Genomic DNA, 21341 nt, shown 5'->3' with positions numbered 1-21341 from the left:
TCACTCTCCTCTATATAGGGGAGAGCGACGCGCGCTCAGGACGGCGGCCAGGGGGCGAGTGCGGTGCGGTCGAGGTCGGCCGTCCGGGGGCGGCCGAGCAGCACCATGGTGTCGAGCAGTTCCTCGCGCAGCAGGTCGAGCACGGCCCGCGCGCCGTCGGCGCCGCCGTGCGCGAGGCCCCAGAGCACGGGGCGGCCGACCAGCCCGGCGCGGGCGCCGAGCGCGAGCGCCTTGGCCAGGTCGGCGCCGTGCCGCAGGCCGCCGTCGACCAGGACGGGCAGGTCTCCCCCGACGGCGTCGACCACCTCGGGGAGGGCGGCCAGCGCGGGCGGGGTGCCGTCGAGCTGGCGGCCGCCGTGGTTGGAGACCACGACCGCGTCCGCGCCGTGCTCGACGGCGAGCCGGGCGTCCTCGGCGGTCAGGATGCCCTTCAGCACCAGCGGCAGCGTGGTGCGCTCCCGCAACCAGGCCAGGTCGGCCCAGGTCAGGCGGGTGTCGAACTGCTGCCGGGAGTGCTCCTCGATGCCGGACCGCCCGGCCGCCGACCGCCGGGCGGCGCCGGTCAGTTCGGGAGCCAGGTTGACGGCGGTCAGGTCGGCGGGCAGCGCGAAGGCGTTGCGCAGGTCGCGCAGTCGGCGGCCGACCTTGGGGGCGTCCACGGTGAGCACCAGCGCCCCGTAGCCGGCCTGTTCGGCGCGCCGGACCAGCGCGGTGAGCGCGTCCCGTTCGCGCAGCCAGTACAGCTGGAGCCAGCGCGGCGCGCCGGGTGCGGCGGCGGCGATCTCCTCCAGGGTGCGGCTGGCGAAGATGCTGGTGATCAGCAGGGCGCCGGCGTCGGCGGCGGCGCGCGCGGTGGCGCACTCGCCGTCGGGGTGGGCGAGCCGGTGGTAGGCCATCGGCGCGACGCCGTAGGGGGCGGCGAGCCGGGCACCGAGCAGTTCGGTGCCGCAGTGCGGGGCGGAGACGTCGACCAGGACGCGCGGGCGCAGCACGTACCGGCGCCAGGCGGTCAGGTTGGCGCGCCGGGTCCATTCGCTGCCGGCCCCGCCCTCGAAGAAGTCCCAGATCACGGCGGGCAGTCGGGCCCTGGCGAGTGCGCCGTGCTCCGCCAGTGTCAGCGGAACCATCGCGAACGAACCTCCTGATGATCCGTCAACTCGTGCGAAAACGAGGGACAGCGTAGGGGGACGGTCCGCCACTGGTATAGACCTTGACCCTTGATGGACTCCCGTGCAAAGGTCGGCACCGACGGGGGTCATCACCGAAGCATCACAACTCTTCCGAACCTTGCTTCCCACACGAGCGCGCGGAGTTGCGTTGACGCTTACCCCAATCCCGGTGCGCGGCCGTACGGTTGCCGCGGACTGGGTAGACGAGCAGTTACTCGCCGGACCGGACGGCGAACCGTGCCTGCGCTTCGGCGCTCCGGTGACCAGAGGAACGCTCCGGGCCCTGGTGGCCGAGCGGCAGCGGCAGTTGGCCGCCGCCGGTCTCGGCGCCAACGGCACGGTGGCGCTGCGGATGCCGCCGTCGGCGGAGTTCGTGGCGGTCCTGCTGGCCGCCTGGCGCTCCGGCGCGCAGGCGGTCCTGCTGGACCACCGGCTGACCGCCGCCGAGGTCGACCGCGCGGTGGACCGGCTGCACCCCCGGGTGCTGGTCGGACTCGCTGACGGGCGGCCCCGGTTCGAGCAGGTGCCGGGGGGTGCCGCGGCCGCCACCGGGCACGCCCTGGTGCAGCTCAGCTCGGGCTCGACCGGCCCGTCCAAGGTGATCGCCCGGACGGCCGCCGACCTGCTGCGCGAACTCGACTGCTACGCCCGGCTGCCGGAGTTCCCGGCCCGCGGCGAGCGGACGGTGCTGCTGTCCTCGACGGTGCACGTCCTCGGCCTGGTCGGCGGCCTGCTGCACGCCCTGCACGCGGGCGTCGAACTGGTGGTGCCGCAGCGGATGACCCCCGCGGGCATCCTGGCGACCGTCGCCGAGGGGAGCGCGCCGACCACCGTGATCGGCGTGCCGTTCCACGCCGAGCTGCTGGCCGCGGCCGCCGCGCCGCCCGAACTGCCGCAGCTGCGGCGGATGATCGTGGCCGGCGAGCTGGTCCGCCCGCAGCTGCCCGCGGCCTTCCGGGCCCGCTACGGGGTGCCGCTGGGCACCATGTACGGGATGACCGAGGTCGGCGTGATCGGCACCGACCTGACCGGCCGTCACCACCCGGCGGTCGCGCCGGTGCACGGCATGGAACTCTCGCTCTCGGGCGGCGAGTTGCACATCGCCCGGGAGCAGTCGCCGTACCTCGGCCCCACCGATCCGACCCGCTGGTCGGACGGGCTGCTGCACACCCGGGACGCCGCGCTGATCGACGACGCCACCGGCCTGGTGACGGTGCTCGGACGGCGCGACTCGCAGATTTCCATCGGCGGCCTCAAGGTCGACCTCAACGAGGTCGAGCAGGCCCTCGCCGGGCTCCCCGGCGTGGTCGAGGCCGTGGTGGTGTTCGCCGACGGCGCGATCGAGGCGTACGCCGCGACCGCCGAAGGCACCTGTTCCCCGCCGTCCGGACCGGGTGGCGCGGCCGAGCGGTTGCGCGACCTGCTCGGCGAGGAACTGGCGGGCTACAAGCTGCCCCGCCGCCTGCACCTGCTGCCGCAGCTGCCCCGGACCGCCACCGGGAAGCTGCTGCGGGACGCCGCCGCCCTGCGCCGACAGGCCGACGCCGCCCGCTGATCCACCCCGCCCCTCCCCCGTCCCGGTGCGCCGCCGCCCCGGGCGGGCAGCCGGTCCAGACCCCGGCCGCCCGTCCGCCGGTCCGCGCTGCCCGGACACCGCACGCCCCTTTCCCCGGGCGTCCATCCGCACCACGCCGCACGCCGCCGTACGGCACCCCGACGAAACCCCGACGCGTTGAAGAGAGAGCAGTCCATGCAGGAGAAGATCCGCGAGTTCATCCTCACCACCCTGGCGTCGATGAACTACGACGTCTCGCAGGTCACTTCGGAGACCGACCTGGGCCCGGCCGGCCTCGACCTGGAGTCGCTGGCGCTGGCCGACCTCGCGGTGCAGGTCGAGGAGGAGTTCGGCATCCGCTTCGAGCTGGACGACATGGAGTCCACCGCGCTGATGACGATCGACGAGTTCAGCGCCGAGGTCGCCGCCCGGATCGAGAAGACCTCGGTGGGCACCGCCTGATGGACGCCCGACCGCAGCAGGCCCGCAGCGCGGCGTTCGACCGCGCCGGGGCGCTGGCGATGCTCGCCCGCTACGGCGACCGCTCACCCGAGCAGGTCGACGAGCACCTGGGCTCGCTGGAACTGACCTGGCTGATCGCCGAGGCCGAGCAGGCGTACCAGGTCCAACTCGACCTGGACGACGAGCGCCTGGACGCCATCCGGACGGTGGACGACGCGGTCGCCGCGCTCGGCGCGCAGATCTCCGCGCAGATCTCCGCGCAGCTCGCCGCGCAGACCGCCGCCGCGCGTGTCGACGCGCCCACCGCCACCGGGCCCGCCGACCGTCCCTCCGGCCTCCCGGACGCGGGGGCCGCCGCGCCATGACCGCGACCGCTCTCCGGAACGGCCCGCCGCGGCGCGCCGTCCTGGTCGGCGGCGTCGGCGTGCGCTCCGCGTTCGGCGCGGGCCCGGCCGCGCTCACCGACGGCGTGCTGGCCGGCCGTCCGGCGTTCGCGCCGGTGGACCGGTTCGCCACCGCCGGGTACCGCACCGACCGGGCCGCGACCGGGCCGGGCGCGCCGCGGCTGGCCGACCTGCTGACGGCCGTGCTGGCCGAGGCGGGCGCCCTCTCCGGGCCGCCCGACAGCGAAGTCCCTTACGGGCAGCAGGAGTTGCTGCTCGCCCTGCACGGGGACCGGCGGGCCGGACCGGTCGCCGCCGAGGTCGCCGCCCGCACCGGCCTGCGGCCCCGGGTCTACACCGGGGCGTGCGTCGCCGCCGCCACCGCGGTGGCCGACGCCGCCGCGCTGATCGCCGCCGGGCGCCGCGAGCGCGTGGTGGTGGCCGCCGGCTACCTGGTCGAGCCGGACACCTTCGCGGTGTTCGACGCCGGCCGGGCGCTGGCCGGGGACGGCGCGGTCCGCCCGTTCAGCCTGGGCCGGCAGGGCATGCTGCTCGGCGACGCGGTGGTCGCGGTGGTGCTGGAGTCCGCCGGGGCGCTGCGCCGGCGCGGCGGCAACGCCCTGGCCACCGTCGCGGGTTGGGGGCGCACCGGGGACGCCCACCACGTCTGCCGGCCGCGCCCGGACGGGGCCGGGCTGGCCCGGGCGGTGCGCGCCGCGCTGGACCGGGCGGGCACCGGGCCGGAGGCGGTCGGCTGGATCAACGCCAACGGCGCGGGCTCCACGCTCGGCGACCTGGCCGAGGCCGCCGCCCTGCACGAGCTGTTCCCGGCCGGCACACCGCCGGTCAGCTCCACCAAGTCCCTGCACGGCCACGCCCTGGAAGCCTCCGCCCTGCTCGAACTCGCCGTCACCGTCGGCGTGCTGGGCACGGGACTGCTCCCGGTCAACGCCGGCTGGCAGGCCCCGGACCCGGGCTGCGCGCTCGACCTGGTCCTGGACCGCCCGCGCCCGGCCGCCCCCGGCCCCGTCCTGACCGTCAACGCCGCGTTCGGCGGCGCCAACACCGCACTCCTGGTGGCCCCCGCATGACCGCCCCGAGACCCGCTCCCGCCCCGAGACCCGACCCCGCCCCTGCGACCCTCCCCGCCGCAGCACCGCCGTCGACGCCGCCGCCCCGCCTGCTCGACGGACCGCTGCGGGTGCTCGCCGCCGCCCGCTGGCCGGAGCGGCCGGACGACGCGCTCCCGCCGATCGCGGGCTTCGTCGAGTCCAGCTTCAGCCCGCTGGTCGCCGAGACCGCCGAACGCTGCCTGCGCCGCCACTACGGGCCACCGCCCGCCGCCGGCGCACCGCGCACCGCCCTGCTGCTGGCCAGCCCGACCGGCGACACCGGCACCGCGGACGCGCTCGCCCGGGCCACCGGCACCGGCCGCCGGGTCGCCCCGCTGCTGTTCTTCCAGTCCAATCCGAACGCCGTCCTCGGCCACCTCGCGGCCCGCTGGCAGCTCGACGGCCCGGTGGTCGCGCTCGGCCCCGGCTTCGAGGACGAGGCCGAACTGCACGAGCAGGCAAAGCTGTTGATCGAGGACGGCGACGCCGACCAGGTCCTCGCGATCACCGCCGCGCAGGGCCCGCCGGACCGCGCCACCGCCGTCCTGCTCGCCCCCTGAGCGCCCGGGCCCTCCGGCCTTCCCCCGCAGCGCCTCCGCGCGCCCCGACCAGAACGGGAACCATGACCATCCGCTCCCTGCGCGCCGTGCTGTCCGAGGACAGCTCCGTCGGCGCGGGCAACGTCCTGACCACCCGGGTCGAGCAGGGCCTCGGCCTGGACTCGCCGACCCTGACCTTCGACACGCCCGTCGACGGCCACCCGGCCGGGCAGGCCCTGACGCTCCGTCAACTCGACTTGGCGGTACGGGCCCGGGCCGCCGCCCTGCACGGGCGCGGGGTGCGCCGCCGCGACCCGGTCGCCGTGCAGGCGTCCGCCGCGGCCGACCAGGTGCTGGCCTTCCTCGCCCTGACCCGGCTCGGCGCGATCCCGGCCCTGCTCAACCCGGCGCTGGACGCGGACACTTCGGCCCGCTACCTGCGCCGGTTGAACGCGGTCGGGCTGCTCGCCGACCCGGCGCACGCCAAGGCCCTGGCCGAGCAGGACTACGGCTTCGGGACCGGCGCCGGGCTGCTCGCCGACACCGTCGACATCGCCGCCGGCGACCCGGAGTCCGCGCCCGCGCCGTACCGGCACTGGCCGAGCGACCCGGTGGCGATCACCCACTCCTCCGGCACCACCGGCCTGCCCAAGGCGGTGCTGCACTCGCACGCCAGCCTGTACGCGGCGATCCGGCACCGGCTGCTGCTGCCCCGCCCGCAGGGCATCGACCGGGTGCTCAGCGCGCTGCCGGCCGCGCACGCCGCGACCCTGATCGCCGCCAACCTGGCGCTCTCCTTCGACGCCCAACTGCACCTGCTGTCGCAGCAGTCGGGCGCGGCGGTGCTGGACGCGATCGAGGAGTGGCGGCCGCAGGGCGTGTACGGCTTCGCCACCACCTGGGCCGACCTGGCCCGGCACGACCTGGCCGCCCGCGACCTGTCCTCGGTCGGCCTGTGGTGGAACACCGGCGACTGCGCGCACGAGGCGCACATCCGCCGCCTGGTCGCGCAGGGCTCCCGGGAGACCGCGACCCGGCAGGGCCGGGTCCGCACCGCCGGGTCGGTGTTCATCGACGGCCTGGGCTCCTCCGAGATGGGGCACTCGCACTTCTTCATCACCCACACCGTGGAATCCGAGCGCTACGGCCGCTGCGTGGGCCGCCCGCACGCCTTCGTGGACTGCGCGGTCCTCGACCCGGACGGCAACGAGCTGGGCCCGGGCGAGGTCGGCGAGCTGGGCACCCGCTCCCCCACCCTGTCGCCCGGCTACTGGAACGACTCGGTGACCACGCACCGCACCCGGGTCCGCGACTACTTCCTCACCGGCGACCTGGTGTACCGCGACGAGGACGGCTACTACTACCACGTGGACCGCGCCGTCGACACCGTCGACCTCGGCGGCGGCCGCCGCCTGCACACCGCCGCCAGCGAGGAGCGGGTCCTGGTCGCCTGCCCGGACGTGCTGGACTGCACGGTGGTGGCGTTCCGGGACGGCGAGCGGGTGGTCGCCGACGTGCTGCTGCAGCTCGACCCGGCCGCCGACCAGGACGCCGACCGCACCGCGCAGGTGCTGGCCGCCCTGGAGCCGCACGTCGCCGAGGTGGTCCGCGCCGTGCTGGCCGTCCCGGACAGCCGCATCCCGCTCGGCCCGACCGGCAAGGTCCGCAAGGTGCTGCTGCGCCGGCGCCACCTGGCCGAATCCGGCGCCCGATGAGCGGCGGCCCCGGCGGTCCCGGCAGCTCCGGCAGCTCCGGCGGCCCCGGCGTCTCGCGGGTCGACGCGCAGATCACCGGCATCGGCTGGGTGACGCCGCTGGGCCGGGACGTCCCCGGGGCGTTCCGGGCGCTGGCGGCGGGCCGGTCCGGGCTGGTCGTCCCGCCGGAGGACCACCCGGCGGCGGGCTGGCTGCGGGCGGCCGGCGTCTCCCCGGACGTGCCCGCCACCGAGGTGCTGCCGCCGACCGAGACCCGGGTCGCCGACCGCTTCCTGCTGCTCGCCCTGGCCGCCGCCGACGACGCCCTCGCCGACGCGAAGCTGACGATCCGTCAGGACACCGACCCGGAGCGGGTCGCGGTGGTGCTGGCCACCGGCGGCGGCGGCCTGGAGAGCTACGAACGGCAGGCCGCCGGTCGGCGCGAGCGCGGCCGGGCCGCCGTCAGCCCGTACCTGCTGCCCGGCATGCTGTCCAACATGGGGGCGGCCCGGATCGCCATCAAGCACGGCATCCGGGGCTACAGCTCCGCCGTGATCACCGCCTGCGCGGCGGGCGCGCAGGCGATCGCCGAGGGCCTGCGGCTGATCCGCGGCGGCGAGGCCGACGTGGTGGTGTGCGGCGGCGCGGAGGCCCCGCTGCACCCGACCATCGCCGCGGCCTTCGACAACTCCCGTGCGCTGGCGTCCGGTTGGGACGACCCGACGCAGGCGTCCCGGCCCTTCGACGCCCGCCGCAACGGCTTCGTGCTGGGCGAGGGCAGCGCCGTCCTGGTGCTGGAGCGGACCGGGCACGCGGCCGCCCGCGGCGCGTCCGGGTACGCGGCGGTGGCCGGCTGGGGCGCGGCGACCGACGCCCACCACCCGACCATGCCGCGCCCGGACGGGGCCGGCGCGGTCTCCGCGATGCGGGCCGCGCTGCGCTCGGCGGGCCTGGACCCGTCGGCCGTCGACTACGTCAACGCCCACGGCACCGGCACCAAGCTGGGCGACCGGGCGGAGACCGCGGCGCTGCGCGAGGTGTTCGGCGCGCACGAGCCGTGGGTGAGTTCGACCAAGGGCGCGACCGGCCACCTGCTGGGCGCGGCCGGGGCGGTGGAGGCGGCGGTGTGCGCGCTGGCCGTCGCCGAGGGCCTGCTGCCCCCCACCCTCAATCTCGAACAGCCGGACGATGCCTGCGCGTTGCGGCACGTCCGGGGAGCGGCCGAGCACAGCGTCGTGCGGTACGCCCTGTCCAACTCGATCGCGTTCGGCGGCCACAACCTGAGCCTGCTGCTCGGGCCGCCGGGCATTCCGGCCAAGCACCTCGGAGGGTACTCATGACCGTGCCGGGCATCGCCTACACCGAACTGTACGTGGAGGACGCCCACAAGTACGCCGCGCAGCTGCGCGACGACTGGGGTTTCACGCTGACCGCGCCGACCGCCGTCGCGCCGGGCACCACCCAGGTGCTGGCGCACCAGGGGTCGGTCCGGGTGCTGGTGACCTCGGCGGTGGAGACCGAGCACCAGGTCGCCGAGTGGGTGCGGCGGCACGGCGACGGCGTCGCGGTGATCGCGCTGCGGCACACCGACAAGGTGGCGGCCGCGGCGGCGGCGGAGCGGGCGCTGAACGCGGGCGGCGGCTGCCTGGACGGGGCGGGCACCGTCTCGGGCTTCGGGGACCTGGCGCTGCGCTTCACCGACTCGGCGGACCTGCTGCCGGCGGGCGAACTGCCGGGCACGGGCGCGCTGTCGCTGCTGGACCACGTGGCGATCGTGGTGCCGGGCGGGCAGTTGGAGCCGTCGGTGGAGTGGGCGGTGCGCGGGCTGGGCTTCCGGGAGATCTTCCGCGAGTACGTGGAGGTCGGCGACCAGGCGATGGACTCGCGGGTGGTGCAGAGCCCGTGCGGGACGGTGACCTTCACCCTGCTGGAGCCGGACACCTCGCGGGCGGCCGGGCAGATCGACGGCTTCCTGGAGGCGCACGGCGGCGCGGGGGTCCAGCACCTGGCCTGGGCGACGGCCTCGATCACCGATTCGGTGCGGGAGTTGGCGGCCCGCGGGGTGGCGTTCCTGAGCACGCCGGGCGCGTACTACGACGCGCTGGAGGGCCGGCTCGGCCCGACGGCCATCCCGGTGGCCGAACTGCGGGAGACCCACGTGCTGGTGGACCGCGACCACGGCGGCGAGCTGTTCCAGATCTTCGCCCGTTCGACCCATCCGCGCCGGACCTTCTTCCTGGAGCTGGTCGAGCGGCGCGGCGCCGGCACGTTCGGCACCGCCAACATCAAGGCGCTGTACGAGGCGGTGGAGCGCGAGCGCGCCGTCGCGGACAGCCGACCGGAGAGGAGAGACTCCAAGTGACCACCACCATCGAGCCGTTCGCCCTGACCGAGGAGGAGTCGGCGCTGCTGCCGACCACCGAGGAGGTGCTGGAGTACGCGGAGCGCGGCTGGTACCTGTCGCGGCGGCTGTTCTCCGACGAGGAGCTGGACCTGCTGCAGGCCGCGACGGAGCGGTACTACGGGGGCGAGCGGGACCGCGAACTCCCGGCCCGGCCGCCGCACCTGGCATCCTGGCAGCCGTCGGACGGGCCGGTGCAGCGGCACAACGACTACGTGCACTACGAGCACGCGGAGATCGGCCGGATCCTGCGCAAGCCGCTGCTGGGCGCGGTCGCGGCGCGGCTGGCGCAGGCGGCGGAGATCCGGCTGTTCCAGTCGACGCTGATCTACAAGCCGCCGGTGCCGGGCGAGCCGAGCAACGTGGTGCCGTGGCACTTCGACAAGCACTACTGGCAGACCTCGACCTCGCAGCGGATGCTGACGGCGTTCCTGCCGTTCCACGACTGCACGGAGGAGATGGGCACCATCACCATGGTGGACGGCAGCCACCGCTGGGAGGAGCGGCCGGGCGGGGACGACTCGACCCGGCACTTCGCCGCCCGGGACCGCTCCGAGCTGGAGCAACTGCTGCACGAGAACGCCGAGTTCAACGGCACCGAGGTGCGCACCGTGCCGATCGTGATCCCGCGCGGGCACGTGTCCTTCCACCACTGCCGGACCTACCACGGCTCGGGCCCGAACCGGTCGGCGCAGCCGCGCCGGGCGGTGTCGCTGCACCTGCAGGACGGGTCGAACCGGTACCGCTCGTTCCTGCGGGCGGACGGTTCGCCGGTGGTGTACAACCACGACGCGGTGGTGCGGCGGGACGCGGCCGGGCGGCCGGACTACGCGGACCCGGAGTTCTGCCCGGTGCTGTGGCGGTCGGAGCCGGGCCGGTGAGCCTGCCGCACCTGGCGGACCGGGCGGGGCGGTACCGGGCGATGCGGCTGATCCGCTCGTTCGAGGAACTGGCGCTGGAGTGGGTGCGGTCGGGGCTGATCGTCGGCGGCACCCACCCGTACATCGGGCAGGAGGCGGTGGCGGTGGGCGTCTGCGCGGCGCTCGATCCGGCCGACCGGCTGACCTCCACCCACCGCGGGCACGGGCACGTGCTCGCCAAGGGCGCCGACCCGGCCCGGTTGCTGGCCGAACTCGCGGGCCGCGAGGGCGGGTTGAACCGGGGCCGGGGCGGGTCGATGCACGCCGCGGACTTCTCGCTGGGCATCCTGGGCGCGAACGGCATCGTCGGCGCGGGCGCGCCGATCGCGGTGGGCGCGGCCTGGGCGGCGCAGCAGCGCGGCGAACCCACCGTGGTGGCCTCGTTCTTCGGCGACGGCGCGCTCAACCAGGGGGTGCTGCTGGAGGCGTTGAACCTGGCGTCGATCTGGCGGGCGCCGGTGGTGTTCGTCTGCGAGAACAACGGCTACGCGACGACGCTGCCGGCCGGGGCGGCGGTGGGCGGTTCGGCGTGCGGCCGGGCGGCGGCGTTCGGCATCCCGGCGGAGACGGTGGACGGGATGGACGTGGAGGCGGTCCGGGCGGCGGCGGGGCGGGCGGTGGAGCGGGCGCGTACGGGGGGCGGTCCGTCGTTCCTGGAGTGCCTGACGTACCGGTTCGAGGCGCACCACACGATGGAGCGGCGGTTCCGACTGTCGTACCGGACGGCGGAGGAGGTGGCGTCCTGGCGGGAGCGCGATCCGCTGGTGGCGGCCCGCTCCGCCCTCCCCGAGGCGGACACAATCGACACCGAAATCTCACAACTACTGGCGCGGGCCGCCGCTTTCGCGCAAGAATCTCCCGTCCCCGACCCGTCGTCGGCGGCGGACTTCCTGTACGCCAGCGGGCTGCGGCCCCGATCGGGAGCGGCCCTGTGACGCTGTTGTCGTACACGAAGGCGATGAACCGCGCGCTGGCGGACGCCCTGGAGGCGGACCCGGCGGTGTGCGTGTGGGGCGAGGACGTGGGCGCGGGCCTGGCCGGCCCGACGCTGGGCCTGCAGCAGCGTTTCGGGGCCCGGCGGGTGCTGGACGTGCCGCTGTCGGAGCAGGCGTTCACCTCGGCGGGCGTCGGCGCGGCGCTGTCCGGGATGCGGCCGGTGATCGAGTTGCAGATCCCGTCGCTGCTGTTCCTGGTGTTCGAGCAACTGGTCAACCAGGCGCACAAGTTCTCGCTGATGACGGGTGGTCAGGCCCGGGTGCCGCTGACCGTGGTGGTGCCGGGTTCGGGTTCGCGCAGCGGCTGGGCGGGCCAGCACTCGGACCACCCGTACGGCCTGTTCGCGCACGTCGGCGTCAAGACGCTGGTCCCGGCGACGCCCACCGACGCGTACGGGCTGCTGAGTTCGGCGATCCGGGACGACGACCCGGTGGTGCTGTTCGCCCCGGCGGGGGCGCTGGGCGTGCGCGAGGACGTGACGGCGCCGCTGGCGCCGGTGCCACTGGGTTCGGCCCGGGTGCACCGCCGGGGCAGTGACGTGACGGTGGTCGCGGTCGGCCACCTGGTGCACCAGGCGCTGGCGGTGGCCGAGGAGTTGGCGGGCGAGGCGTCGGTGGAGGTGCTCGACCCGCGGACCCTGTACCCGCTGGACCGGGCGGCCCTGGTCGAGTCGCTGTCCCGGACCGGGCGGCTGGTGGTCGCCGACGACTCGAACCGTTTCGCGGGTTTCGCCGCCGAGGTGCTGGCGATCGCCGCCGAGGACTGCCGCCTGCTGGCCCCGCCGCGCCGGGTGACCCGCCCGGACGGCACGGTGCTGCCGTTCGCCCTGGACCTGGACCGGGCCCTGCAGCCCTCCCACGAGCAGCTTCGGGACGCCGTCCGCGCCGTCCTGAAGTGAACCACCGCAACGTCCACCCGCGTTGCTCCCTCCTTCCCCCGACACCACACCCACGAGGAGTGCAGCCATGAGCGACCGTTACCACTGGGACCGCAGCCACCCGGGCCTGACCGCGCTGCGGGAGTCCATCGAGGAGGTCCGCCGCGAGGTGGTCTCCCACCCGATGTACCTGTCGCTGGACACCCTGGAGAAGGTGCGGACCTTCCAGCAGACCCACGTGTTCGCCGTCTGGGACTTCATGTCCCTGCTCAAGTGCCTGCAGCGGCAGCTCACGTGCGTGACCCTGCCGTGGCTGCCGGACGGGCCGACGGCGAGCCGGCGGCTGATCAACGAGATCGTGCTGGTCGAGGAGAGCGACGAGCTCGGCGACGGGTACATCAGCCACTTCGAGCTGTACCTGGACGGCATGGCCAAGGCGGGCGCGGACACCGCCCCGGTGACGGCCTTCCTGGACGCGGTCCGCTCCGGCCGGACGGTCGCCGAGGCCGCGAAGGACGCCGGCATCCCGGCGGCCGCCGCGGAGTTCGCGGGCGTGACCTTCGACATCATCGAGAACGCGCCGGTGCACTGCCAGGCCGCCGCGTTCGCGTTCGGCCGGGAGGACCTGATCCCGGAGATGTTCGAGCAGGTGGTCCGGATCGACGACGCCGAGGGCCGGTTGGGCGTCTTCAAGGACTACCTGGCCCGGCACATCGAGGTGGACGGCGAGCAGCACACCCCGATGGCGATGCAGATGCTGATCGACCTGTGCGGGGACGACGCGCAGCGCTGGGAGGAGTGCGGGGCGACGGTGCGGGCCGCGCTGCGGGCCCGGGTGGCGCTGTGGGACGCGATCACGGCCGAGCTGTAGCGGCACCGGAGCGGGCGACGGGGCCGGCCGCGTGCGCGGTCGGCCCCTCTCCACGACGCCCCGTCAGTCGTCCTGGCCGAGCCACAGGTCGGGGCCGAAGACCTCGTAGTGGATGTCGGCGGCGGGCACTCCGGCGGCGAGCAGCCGGGTGCGGACGGCGCGCATGAACGGGAGCGGGCCGCACAGGTAGGCGACGGCGTCGGCGGGGACGTCCAGGCCGGTCAGGTCGACCAGGCCGGTGCGGTCGGCGGGGCGCTCGGCCTCCGGGTGCTCGTACCAGACGTGCGCCTCGGCGTTCGGGAGCTTGGCGACCAACTGCTCGAACTCGTCCCGGAAGGCGTGCGCGGACTCGCTGCGGTCGCCGTGCACGGCGATCACCCGGCGGGTGGCGCCGGTCTCGGCCAGGTGGGTGAGCATCCCGATCACCGGGGTGCAGCCGATGCCGGCCGAGGCGAGCAGCACGGGCCGTTCCCCGTCGGCGAGTCGGACGTCGCCGAACGGGGCGCCGACCTGCAGCACCGCGCCCTCGTCGACGTGCCGGTGCAGGAAGGTCGACACCTCGCCGTCGGGGTCGCCGGCGACCCGCTTCACGGTGATCTGCAGCGCCCCCTCGGGGTTGCCGGAGAGGCTGTACTGCCGGATCTGCCGGGCCCCGTCGGGCAGTTCGACCTGCACGGAGACGTACTGGCCGGGCCGGTGCGCGGGGACGGGTCCGCCGTCGGCGGGGCGCAGCAGGAAGGTGGCGACGTCGGCGGTCTCGGCGGTGCGGGCGGCGACGGTGTAGGGGCGGCGCTCACCGCGGGTGCCGCTCTGCTCGTAGAGGCGCTGCTCGATCGCGATCAGCGCGTTGGCCATCAGCCAGTACACCTCGTCCCAGGCGGCGGCGACCTCGGGGGTGACGGCGTCGCCGAGGATCTCCACGATCGCCGCGAACAGGTGGGTGTGGACGACCTGGTACTGCTCGGCGGTGACGCCCAGCGAGGCGTGCTTGTGGGCGATCCGGGCGAGCATCGCGTCCGGGCGCTGCTCGGGGTGCGCGACCAGGGCGCCCGCGAACGCGGCTATCGAGCCGGCCAGGGCCTGGCGCTGGCTGCCGTCGGCCTGGTTGCCCCGGTTGAACAGGTCGCGGAGCAGTTCGGGGTGGGCGGCGAACAGGCGGCCGTAGAACGCGCCGGTGATCTCCTCGATGGCCCCGCCCACCACGGGCAGGGTGGCACGCACGGTCCGCGCGGACTGTTCGGACAGCATCCGGAACTCCAAACTCGCATCTTGGATACGTATTAAAAGGTGCGGCTCGGCCCCACCGTCCCCGGCCTGCCGATGCCCTTTCAGTACCTCACGGCGCCCTGACACCCCACCAGGGCCGAACGGCCCCGCCCCCGGACCTACGGTCCGGTCAGGCTCAGCAGGACCGGCCCGGCCGGCGGCCCGACCAGGTCGTCCACCGTCAGCGGGTCGAGCGCGGCGTAGAACGCCTCCTGGGCCCGCCGCAGCGCCCCGCGCAACCGGCAGGCCCCGCGCAGCGGACACGGCGGCTCGTCCTCGCAGCCGACCACGTCCCCGACCCCCTCCAGCTCGCGGACGATCCACCCGAGCGACCCCGTCCGCCCCACCGCGGTGAGCGCGAGCCCGCCGCCCCGCCCGCGCCGGGCCTCGACCACCCCCAGGTGCTGGAGCCGGCTGACCACCTTCGCCGCGTGGTGGTACGGAACGGCAACCGCCTCCGCCACCTCCCGGGTGGTCGGCGGCACCTGCTCCTCGCCCAGCACCGCGAGGCGCATGGCGATGCGCAGCGCGATGTCGGTGCTCTTGGTCAGCCTCACGCCACCGACCCTAACCCAATTCGGCATCTCGGATACCAATTACCCGCCCCGCCCCACTGTCTCCTCCGTCACGCACCCCCGCCCCGCCTCCTCCTCGGTCTCCCTCCCCCTCGCCTCCGGCAGGGCCGTCCCGGCCGGTGATCCTGATCACCCCTGTGCGGGGCGCCCCCGGACGGACGGCCTCCGCCCATAGGCTCGGCAGCGCACAGCAACCCTTCCCCCCGCCCTTTCCCCGACGGAGGCCCCAGGTGACGGCACGTCAGCTCCTCGATCTGCTGGTCGACCCCGGGAGCTTCGACAGCTGGGACGAGCCGGTCACCGCCGAGTACGCCGACCCCGACTACCGGGACGCCCTCGCCCGGGCCCGGGCCCGCACCGGCCTGGACGAGGCCGTGCTGACCGGGCGCGCCCTGCTGGACGGCCGCCCGATCGCCCTGGTCGCGGGCGAGTTCGGCTTCCTCGGCGGTTCGATCGGCGTCGCCACCGCCGAGCGCATCACCCGGGCCGTCGAACGGGCCACCGCCGAGCGCCTGCCGCTGCTCGCCCTCCCGGTGTCCGGCGGCACCCGGATGCAGGAGGGCTCCGCCGCCTTCCTGTGCATGGTCCGGGTCACCGCCGCCGTCCACGCGCACCGCTCCGCCGGGCTCCCCTACCTGACCTACCTGCGCAACCCCACCATGGGCGGCGTCTTCGCCTCCTGGGGCACCCTCGGCCACCTCGTCCTGGCCGAACCCGCCGCCCGCCTCGGCTTCCTCGGCCCCCGGGTCTACGAGGAGCTCCGCGGCGAACCCCTGCCCCCGGACGTCCAGCGCGCCGAGACCCTGGCCGCGAACGGCCGCCTCGACGCCATCGTCCCGCCCGAACGGCTGCGCGACTTCCTCTCCCGCGCCTTCACCATCCTCACCGCCCGCCCCGCCGCCGTCCCGGCCGCTTCCCCCGTCCCGGCCGCCTTGCCCGTCGCCGCCGATGCCGACGACGACGCCTGGGAGTCGGTGCGGCTCAGCCGCCGCCCGGGCCGCCTCTCCGCGCTCGAACTCCTGGAACACACCGCCGAGTTGCTGCTCCCCCTGGACGGCGACAGCTCGCTCGTCCGGGCCCTGGCGCTGATCGGCGGCCGGCCCGTGATGGTGGTCGCCCAGCAGCGCCCGGGGGCGGGGCAGCCCGAGACCCCGTTCACCGCCGCCGACCTGCGCGCGGTGCGCCGCCAGGCCCAACTCGCCGAGGAACTCGGCATGCCGCTGCTCACCGTGGTCGACACCAGCGGCGCCGAACTCTCCGTCGCCGCCGAACTCGACGGCGTGGCCCTGGAGATCGCGCACTGCCTGACCACCCTGGTCGGCCTGCGCACGCCCGTCCTCGCGGTCCTGCTCGGCCAGGGCAGCGGCGGCGGGGCGCTCGCCCTGCTGCCCGCCGACCGGGTGATCGCCGCCCAGCACGCCTGGCTGGCCCCGCTCCCGCCCGAGGGCGCCTCCGCGATCGTCCACCGCGACGGCGAGCACGCCCCCCAACTCGCCCGCGCCCAGGGCATCACCGCCACCGCCCTGACCGCCACCGGCCTGGTCGACCAGGTCGTCCCGGAGACCGACGACCCCGCCGACCTCCGCGACCGCCTCGCCACCGCCGTCACCACCGCCCTCACCGAACTCGCCGAACTCCCCACCCCCACCCGCCTCGCCACCCGCGCCACCCGCAACCGCCACCTCGGCGGCCCCGCCTGAGCCCGCCCTCTCCTCCCCCACTCCGGAAACCCGCGCCATGACCGACGCGCCCGCCACCGACGCCCTGGTACCTGCGCTCGCCGGGCTGCTCGCGGACCTGCCGCGCTTCCTCGACGCGCCCGGGGCCTCCAGCGGCTTCCGTCACCCCGCCGGGCACGACACCGGGCACGACGGGTGGCGCTGTTCTCCGGGCTCGCCGCCGCCGAACCCGACCCCGGCCGCAGCGGCTGCCGCCGCCCGTTCGCGTTCGCCCGCGGCCTCACCGGGACTCCGCCGGAACCGGCCGGGCGGGCCGCGTCCGCATAGGCTCCCCGGTATGGACGACCGACTCCGCGACCTGCTGGCGAAACTGCCCCGCCTCACCTCCGTCCCCGCCGTGGACCGGCTCGCCGCCGAACTGCTCGCGGCGGACGGGACCGAGGCGGTGGTCGACCTCGGGCTCGCGGTCGCGGGGCGGGCCGGTGATCCGCGCGCCTGGCAGTACCGGGCGGCGTTCGACTCGGCGTTCGGGCTGCTGGCGGCCGCACCCGGCGCGGAGAACGCCGGACGGGCCCTGCGACTGCTCTCCGCGCTGCCCGCCGGCGACCGCCGCGAACTCCGGCGGCAGGTCGCGGATCTGGTCGCGGACCGCCCCGTCGGGGACCTGGCGACCGCCTTCTCCGAACCCGCCCCGGAGGAGCTACGGGCCTGCCTGGCAAGGGAGTTGCGACTGCGCGGCGCGGACCTGTCGACCGCCCCGCCGATCGCCGCCTGGGCCGCCACCACCCGACTCGCCCACCAGCACCGCCCGTTCGACCTCCCGGCCGGGGCCGGACTGCCGGAACTCCCGCCCTACCCGGGCGCGGAGTCCGGCGCCTCCGGCCTGGCGACCGTCCCGTCCGGCACCGTGCTCCCCCCGCTGGCCGAGCCTTCGGGACGCGCGGCCCGCGAAGTGACCGCCCCGGACGACTTCGCCGCCCTCGGGGCGGCCACCGCCGGATGGTCCGAGAACTCCAACGGCCGTACCGAGGCACGGGTGTTCGCGTTTCCCGCCCCGCTGGAGACCGCCTCCCCCGAGGTGCTGCGCACCCTCCTCCCGGGTCTCGGACTCGACTGCCTGCACGGCCGCGACGACCGCTCCGGCCTGGCCGTGCAGGCCACCGACGCCGCCGACGTCTGGGAGCTGCTGTTCGCGGTGGCGCTGCACGGCGGCGCCTACTCCTCCGGCGTCGACGAGGCCCGGGCCCGGCTGGTCGCCTGGCAGTCGTTGTCCGCGCTGGCCGGCTGCGCCCGGTCGGCGGACCTGGCCGGGATCGAGCGGCGGGCCGAGCAGTGCGCCTGGTTCGGGTTCGAGGCCGCCACCGACTGGTTCGACCAAGTCGCCTGGGACCTGGGCCTGCTGGCACTCTCCCCCGACCGCACCCGGCTCGCCGTCCTCGCCGCGACCGACACCGACTGACGCCGACCGGCCCGGCGGGGAGCCGCCGGAGAACCCTCGGGGAACCGTTGCCGGGGCGGGTGCGAACGGCCCAGAATCGGGCGGGTGAGAAGAAAGCGCCCGGCCGCCCCGGCCCCCGTCCCCGTGTCCATGCTGCTCCACCAGGAGGCGGACCGCCAGGGGTTCGCCCTGGCCCTGCGCACCCGCGCGGGCGACGACCCCGTCACGCACACCGCGCTGGACACACCGCGCGGCAGCTTCCAGGTCTCGACGTACGACGGCCGGACGTTCAACCTCACCCTGCTGATCCCCGGCGCACTGATCGCCGCCGGGCCGACCGACGAGCTGCCGTCCCTGGTGCGGACGATGCGGGGCTGGCAGGACGGGCGTCCGCTGCGCGAACTCCAACAGGCTTGGCCCGCCTTCCCGTTGCAACCGGCCGCGATCGGCCACGAGGAGGGGCACGCCACCGAGGCCACCTGGCAGGACCTGCTGCGCCGCCCCGCCGACTGGTGGCTCGACCCCGCCCTGATCGCGGCCGTGGCCGACCGGCCGCGCCTGCGGATGCTGTTCCCCCTGCTCCAGATCAAGCCGCACCCCGGCCTGCCGGAGCAGCCCTGCCGCAGCCTCCTGCTGTTCCACCGGGTGACCCGCACCCCGTGGCCGCCGATCGACACCCCGTTCGTCGGCCTCGGCCTCGCGGGCGGCTACTTCGTCCACGCCCCGAACTACACCCTGCTCGGCCGCACGGAAACCCCTGCCGAGGCCGCCGACCTGCTGGTCGCCCACCTCCCCGCCGACCGCGGCCCGGCCCACGAGGGCCGGCGTCCTTAGCGGGCACGCCGTCGGGCGCGGACGGGGCGCCGGTGCCGCCCCCGTCCGCCGCGGGTCCTCAGCCGAGGAGCGTCCGCAGGATCAGCCAGTCGAAGACGAAGTAGGCCAGCGCCGAGAAGGGAACGGCGGTCAGGAGGGCCAGTCCGCGCTCCCGGTGGGTGCGGCCCATCAGCAGGGGCACCAGCACCAGGACGGCGATGCAGCCCCACGCCTCGGCGGCGTAGTGCAGGACCCAGATGTAGTGGATGGCCTCCATCCCGAAGACGCCCGCCAGGGCGGCCAGGGAGACGACGCGCCGGCGCGGGTCGTCGCCCCGCCACCGGTAGCCCGCCACTCCGAAGAGGGGGCCGGCGACGCACGCCATGCCGACCCAGACCAGGGGGGCGAACAGGGAGCCCATGCCGTCGCGCGCGACCTCCGCGTAGCCGTAGTAGCCGACGACCAGGCCGGCCTCGGCGAGCAGGCCCGCGACGGCGGCCACCGGCAGACCGACCCGGCGGGCCGACAGCGCCCCCGCGACGAACGCGGCCACCGACCAGACCGCGCCGGAGTTGGCGATCTGGTTCAACGCGCCCGGAAGCACGCCCTGCAGCACATTGGTCAGAACGCCGAGCAGGATGCCACCGACGGACGCCAACACCGTTGCCCGGGCCCAGGTCCAGGCTCTTCCGCTCGTTCCGGGCGCTGCGGCGACGGCGGGGGACGCGCTCATGGTGGTGCTCACTTCTCTGTCGAAGGCTGCGTGGTCCACACCTCTCGGTGCAGTGGTAAGAATGCGCGACAGCGCCCTCCGGTTCCCGCGACCCGCCCCGTCCTTGCCCGCTCTCGATACGCACGATCGCCACCGGCCACGCCTACCGGAGCAGACCCGCCCCTCGCGCGGGCCGCCCCGGCGCCCTACCGGCCCGCGTCCCGCAGCCAGGCGTCCAGTTCCTCGAAGTCCCGTCCGGTCAGGCCGGTCCGGGGATTGACCCGGTGCAGCAGGGCGGGCCCGGCGTGGTGCTCGGCGACCCAGGCCCGGTCGACGGCGGTGATCTCGTCGTCGACCCAGGCGAACGCCCCACCCGCCGCCCTCGCCACCACCGCGGGCGTCTTCCAGTGCAACCCGACCGGCGGCCACCCGAACCCGCCCGCCCCGTCCGCCGGTTCGTCCAGCACGGGCAACTCCGGCAGCCCCAGCACCGGCGCGACGCACGCATTGGCGTCCGCCATCCACGTCGTCGCCCACACCAACCGCGCGGGCAACGCCCCGAGCCACCCCCCGACGGCCGGATCGATCCGCGCCAGCATCGGATTCCACTCCCCGGTCAACTCCCTGACCTGCCGCTCCGTCAGGTACTCCGGGTACCCGCCACCACCCCCGAACGGAATCAACGGCCCGTCGACGTCCAGGAACAGCAGCGGCAGCAGGATCTCCATGCCCGGGATTCTCCCGCACCCCGCCCCGCGACCGGACCACCGGGGCGGAGGACGTCCCGGCCGGAAGGGCGGGCCTGTCGGTGCGCCGTGACAGCCTCCTGGCCATGATCGATGATCCGGACGGCGTGGAGTGGTCGAGGCTGTTCCACGCCATGGGCCCAGCCGGCGATACGCCGCAGCGGTTGGCGGCACTCCTCAGTGATGACACGAGGGCCTTCGTCGACGGGTACTCGCACCTGTGGTCGACGCTCCGCCGCGAGGGCCGGGCCTGGCCGGTCACGGCGCCGGCCGCGCTGATCGTCGTCGGACTCCTCGACGACCCACGGCTGGGGCCCGACGACCCTTCCCTGCGGGACGCGATGCTCGTCTACCTGTACGCGGTCGGTGTTGCCGCCGACCTCGGCGACCGGTATGCGGAGATCCGCGCGCTGGTCGAGCGGCGCGCTCCGGAACTTCGGTCCTGGACCGACGACTTTCTGGCAGCCGATGCCGACGGCCGCGTCCGGTTGTGGCAGGACGGCACGGACCTGGGCGAACTCGTACTCGACCAGGCGGCACTCGCCTGCTTCGACCTGGCGCCCACGCTCTTACGGCGGACGCTGCCGCACCTCGCCTCGGAACGGGCCAGGCGGAGGACGTGTGCGGCCGCGGCCGTCGGATCGCTGGCCCGCCATCCCTCGGCCTCGACCCGGCTCCCTTTCCTGCTCGATCGGTTGACGTCGGTGGCCGGGACCGCCGAATCCGCGTACGACCTGGCGACGACCCTGGTGGCGATCGGCCACCTCGGTGGCGACACCCGCCCCTGGCTCACCCATCCGCACGCGGGCGTTCGCGGCTGTGCCGCCCTGGCACACGTCCTCTCCGGCGACGACACGGCGGACCGGGTGCTGCTGGACTTCGCGCGATCGCCACGCGACTTCGGCGCGGCCTTCGGCGACATGGTCCCGCCCCTGCAGTTCCAGTTCCCGCCGTACCAGGACCTGTTCGCCTCCGGACCCCGGCGGGTCGGCGTGGCCGGGGGAACCGTTCCGGGCGCCGTCGCCCGACAGCCACGCCCGTGACACGCCTGCCAGGCAACGACCGTCCGACGGACGGCTGAAGGCGTGCTCCGCGCTGCCGGGCGACCGGCTGCCGACGTGCTGTCAGTTGTC

20 protein-coding genes and 1 pseudogene are annotated in these 21341 nt (G+C 75.4%); 16 read left to right on the top strand and 5 right to left on the bottom strand.

Going from position 1 to position 21341, the window contains the following annotated elements; translation table 11 throughout:
* Nucleotides 1-35 precede the first annotated feature (35 nt).
* On the bottom strand, nt 36-1127 hold the full coding sequence (locus tag ACIQBJ_RS08520) for an alpha-hydroxy acid oxidase (protein ID WP_400705692.1): 1092 nt from the start codon (nt 1125-1127) through the stop codon (nt 36-38).
* Between the two features lie 301 nt (nt 1128-1428).
* On the opposite strand from ACIQBJ_RS08520, the gene ACIQBJ_RS08515 reads away from it, so the two are divergent.
* From ACIQBJ_RS08515 to ACIQBJ_RS08460, 12 genes are all read left to right on the top strand, one after another.
* Nucleotides 1429-2724, top strand: coding sequence for a class I adenylate-forming enzyme family protein (locus ACIQBJ_RS08515; RefSeq protein ID WP_400705689.1), 1296 nt, complete (start codon nt 1429-1431; stop codon nt 2722-2724).
* A 195-nt stretch (nt 2725-2919) separates the two neighbouring features.
* Nucleotides 2920-3186, top strand: coding sequence for an acyl carrier protein (locus ACIQBJ_RS08510; RefSeq protein ID WP_400705686.1), 267 nt, complete (start codon nt 2920-2922; stop codon nt 3184-3186).
* Nucleotides 3186-3551, top strand: a complete 366-nt coding sequence (locus ACIQBJ_RS08505) for a hypothetical protein (protein ID WP_400705683.1) — start codon at nt 3186-3188, stop codon at nt 3549-3551. Before ACIQBJ_RS08510 ends, ACIQBJ_RS08505 begins: the two co-directional genes overlap by 1 nt.
* Complete coding sequence (locus tag ACIQBJ_RS08500; RefSeq protein ID WP_400705680.1) at nt 3548-4660, top strand: beta-ketoacyl synthase N-terminal-like domain-containing protein; 1113 nt, start codon at nt 3548-3550, stop codon at nt 4658-4660. The genes ACIQBJ_RS08505 and ACIQBJ_RS08500 overlap by 4 nt, the downstream gene beginning before the upstream one ends.
* On the top strand, nt 4657-5241 hold the full coding sequence (locus tag ACIQBJ_RS08495) for a hypothetical protein (protein WP_400705677.1): 585 nt from the start codon (nt 4657-4659) through the stop codon (nt 5239-5241). Before ACIQBJ_RS08500 ends, ACIQBJ_RS08495 begins: the two co-directional genes overlap by 4 nt.
* A 62-nt stretch (nt 5242-5303) precedes the next feature.
* Nucleotides 5304-6935: an AMP-binding protein gene (locus ACIQBJ_RS08490; protein WP_400705674.1), complete on the top strand. Its 1632-nt coding sequence runs from the start codon at nt 5304-5306 to the stop codon at nt 6933-6935.
* Nucleotides 6932-8254 (top strand): beta-ketoacyl-[acyl-carrier-protein] synthase family protein, encoded by a 1323-nt coding sequence (locus ACIQBJ_RS08485; protein WP_400705671.1) that lies wholly within the window; start codon nt 6932-6934, stop codon nt 8252-8254. Before ACIQBJ_RS08490 ends, ACIQBJ_RS08485 begins: the two co-directional genes overlap by 4 nt.
* Complete coding sequence (locus ACIQBJ_RS08480) at nt 8251-9276, top strand: VOC family protein (RefSeq protein ID WP_400705668.1); 1026 nt, start codon at nt 8251-8253, stop codon at nt 9274-9276. Before ACIQBJ_RS08485 ends, ACIQBJ_RS08480 begins: the two co-directional genes overlap by 4 nt.
* Nucleotides 9273-10196 (top strand): phytanoyl-CoA dioxygenase family protein, encoded by a 924-nt coding sequence (locus ACIQBJ_RS08475; RefSeq protein ID WP_400705665.1) that lies wholly within the window; start codon nt 9273-9275, stop codon nt 10194-10196. The genes ACIQBJ_RS08480 and ACIQBJ_RS08475 overlap by 4 nt, the downstream gene beginning before the upstream one ends.
* Entirely contained in the window at nt 10193-11170 is a 978-nt protein-coding gene (locus ACIQBJ_RS08470) for a thiamine pyrophosphate-dependent dehydrogenase E1 component subunit alpha (RefSeq protein ID WP_400705662.1), read from the top strand. The genes ACIQBJ_RS08475 and ACIQBJ_RS08470 overlap by 4 nt, the downstream gene beginning before the upstream one ends.
* Nucleotides 11167-12129 carry an alpha-ketoacid dehydrogenase subunit beta gene (locus ACIQBJ_RS08465; protein WP_400705660.1) on the top strand — a complete coding sequence of 321 codons (963 nt, stop codon included), beginning with the start codon at nt 11167-11169 and terminating at the stop codon, nt 12127-12129. The genes ACIQBJ_RS08470 and ACIQBJ_RS08465 overlap by 4 nt, the downstream gene beginning before the upstream one ends.
* Nucleotides 12130-12196: 67 nt before the next feature.
* On the top strand, nt 12197-12979 hold the full coding sequence (locus ACIQBJ_RS08460) for a DUF3050 domain-containing protein (protein ID WP_400705658.1): 783 nt from the start codon (nt 12197-12199) through the stop codon (nt 12977-12979).
* A 63-nt stretch (nt 12980-13042) separates the two neighbouring features.
* On the opposite strand, the gene ACIQBJ_RS08455 is transcribed toward ACIQBJ_RS08460, so the two are convergent.
* Nucleotides 13043-14227: a globin domain-containing protein gene (locus tag ACIQBJ_RS08455; protein WP_400705656.1), complete on the bottom strand. Its 1185-nt coding sequence runs from the start codon at nt 14225-14227 to the stop codon at nt 13043-13045.
* Between the two features lie 88 nt (nt 14228-14315).
* A pseudogene (locus ACIQBJ_RS08450) lies at nt 14316-14802 on the bottom strand (RrF2 family transcriptional regulator).
* A 248-nt stretch (nt 14803-15050) separates the two neighbouring features.
* Between ACIQBJ_RS08450 and ACIQBJ_RS08445 the strand changes: the two are divergent.
* From ACIQBJ_RS08445 to ACIQBJ_RS08435, 3 genes are all read left to right on the top strand, one after another.
* Nucleotides 15051-16520, top strand: coding sequence for a carboxyl transferase domain-containing protein (locus tag ACIQBJ_RS08445; protein WP_400705654.1), 1470 nt, complete (start codon nt 15051-15053; stop codon nt 16518-16520).
* Nucleotides 16521-16836: 316 nt separating this feature from the next.
* Nucleotides 16837-17958 carry a DUF6183 family protein gene (locus ACIQBJ_RS08440; protein ID WP_400705652.1) on the top strand — a complete coding sequence of 374 codons (1122 nt, stop codon included), beginning with the start codon at nt 16837-16839 and terminating at the stop codon, nt 17956-17958.
* A gap of 84 nt (nt 17959-18042) precedes the next feature.
* The gene (locus tag ACIQBJ_RS08435) at nt 18043-18771 is read left to right on the top strand and encodes a DUF6193 family natural product biosynthesis protein (protein WP_400705650.1); all 729 of its coding nucleotides are present in this window, start codon (nt 18043-18045) and stop codon (nt 18769-18771) included.
* A gap of 58 nt (nt 18772-18829) precedes the next feature.
* Here the strand turns inward: ACIQBJ_RS08435 and ACIQBJ_RS08430 are convergent, their stop codons facing one another.
* Nucleotides 18830-19483, bottom strand: a complete 654-nt coding sequence (locus tag ACIQBJ_RS08430; protein ID WP_400705648.1) for a DUF6518 family protein — start codon at nt 19481-19483, stop codon at nt 18830-18832.
* A 185-nt stretch (nt 19484-19668) separates the two neighbouring features.
* Nucleotides 19669-20190 (bottom strand): hypothetical protein, encoded by a 522-nt coding sequence (locus ACIQBJ_RS08425; protein WP_400705646.1) that lies wholly within the window; start codon nt 20188-20190, stop codon nt 19669-19671.
* A gap of 104 nt (nt 20191-20294) precedes the next feature.
* Between ACIQBJ_RS08425 and ACIQBJ_RS08420 the strand changes: the two genes are divergently transcribed.
* Entirely contained in the window at nt 20295-21251 is a 957-nt protein-coding gene (locus tag ACIQBJ_RS08420) for a hypothetical protein (protein ID WP_400705644.1), read from the top strand.
* The last annotated feature ends 90 nt before the right edge of the window (nt 21252-21341 follow it).

It is taken from the genome of Kitasatospora sp. NPDC088391, from assembly GCF_044753345.1.
In the GTDB taxonomy this organism is placed as follows: domain Bacteria; phylum Actinomycetota; class Actinomycetes; order Streptomycetales; family Streptomycetaceae; genus Kitasatospora.
Note: the sequence above shows the minus strand (reverse complement) of the source record. Positions and strands in the feature narration are given on the sequence as shown.

What these genes read in the sequence shown, in the direction of transcription:
- ACIQBJ_RS08500 (WP_400705680.1), top strand. Translation starts at nt 3,548, where the DNA reads ATGACCGCGACCGCTCTCCGGAACGGCCCGCCGCGGCGCGCCGTCCTG.
- ACIQBJ_RS08520 (WP_400705692.1), bottom strand. Translation starts at nt 1,127, where the DNA reads ATGGTTCCGCTGACACTGGCGGAGCACGGCGCACTCGCCAGGGCCCGA.
- ACIQBJ_RS08425 (WP_400705646.1), bottom strand. Translation starts at nt 20,190, where the DNA reads ATGGAGATCCTGCTGCCGCTGCTGTTCCTGGACGTCGACGGGCCGTTG.
- ACIQBJ_RS08460 (WP_400705658.1), top strand. Translation starts at nt 12,197, where the DNA reads ATGAGCGACCGTTACCACTGGGACCGCAGCCACCCGGGCCTGACCGCG.
- ACIQBJ_RS08440 (WP_400705652.1), top strand. Translation starts at nt 16,837, where the DNA reads ATGGACGACCGACTCCGCGACCTGCTGGCGAAACTGCCCCGCCTCACC.
- ACIQBJ_RS08485 (WP_400705671.1), top strand. Translation starts at nt 6,932, where the DNA reads ATGAGCGGCGGCCCCGGCGGTCCCGGCAGCTCCGGCAGCTCCGGCGGC.
- ACIQBJ_RS08480 (WP_400705668.1), top strand. Translation starts at nt 8,251, where the DNA reads ATGACCGTGCCGGGCATCGCCTACACCGAACTGTACGTGGAGGACGCC.
- ACIQBJ_RS08510 (WP_400705686.1), top strand. Translation starts at nt 2,920, where the DNA reads ATGCAGGAGAAGATCCGCGAGTTCATCCTCACCACCCTGGCGTCGATG.
- ACIQBJ_RS08430 (WP_400705648.1), bottom strand. Translation starts at nt 19,483, where the DNA reads ATGAGCGCGTCCCCCGCCGTCGCCGCAGCGCCCGGAACGAGCGGAAGA.
- ACIQBJ_RS08505 (WP_400705683.1), top strand. Translation starts at nt 3,186, where the DNA reads ATGGACGCCCGACCGCAGCAGGCCCGCAGCGCGGCGTTCGACCGCGCC.
- ACIQBJ_RS08495 (WP_400705677.1), top strand. Translation starts at nt 4,657, where the DNA reads ATGACCGCCCCGAGACCCGCTCCCGCCCCGAGACCCGACCCCGCCCCT.
- ACIQBJ_RS08490 (WP_400705674.1), top strand. Translation starts at nt 5,304, where the DNA reads ATGACCATCCGCTCCCTGCGCGCCGTGCTGTCCGAGGACAGCTCCGTC.
- ACIQBJ_RS08455 (WP_400705656.1), bottom strand. Translation starts at nt 14,227, where the DNA reads ATGCTGTCCGAACAGTCCGCGCGGACCGTGCGTGCCACCCTGCCCGTG.
- ACIQBJ_RS08420 (WP_400705644.1), top strand. Translation starts at nt 20,295, where the DNA reads ATGATCGATGATCCGGACGGCGTGGAGTGGTCGAGGCTGTTCCACGCC.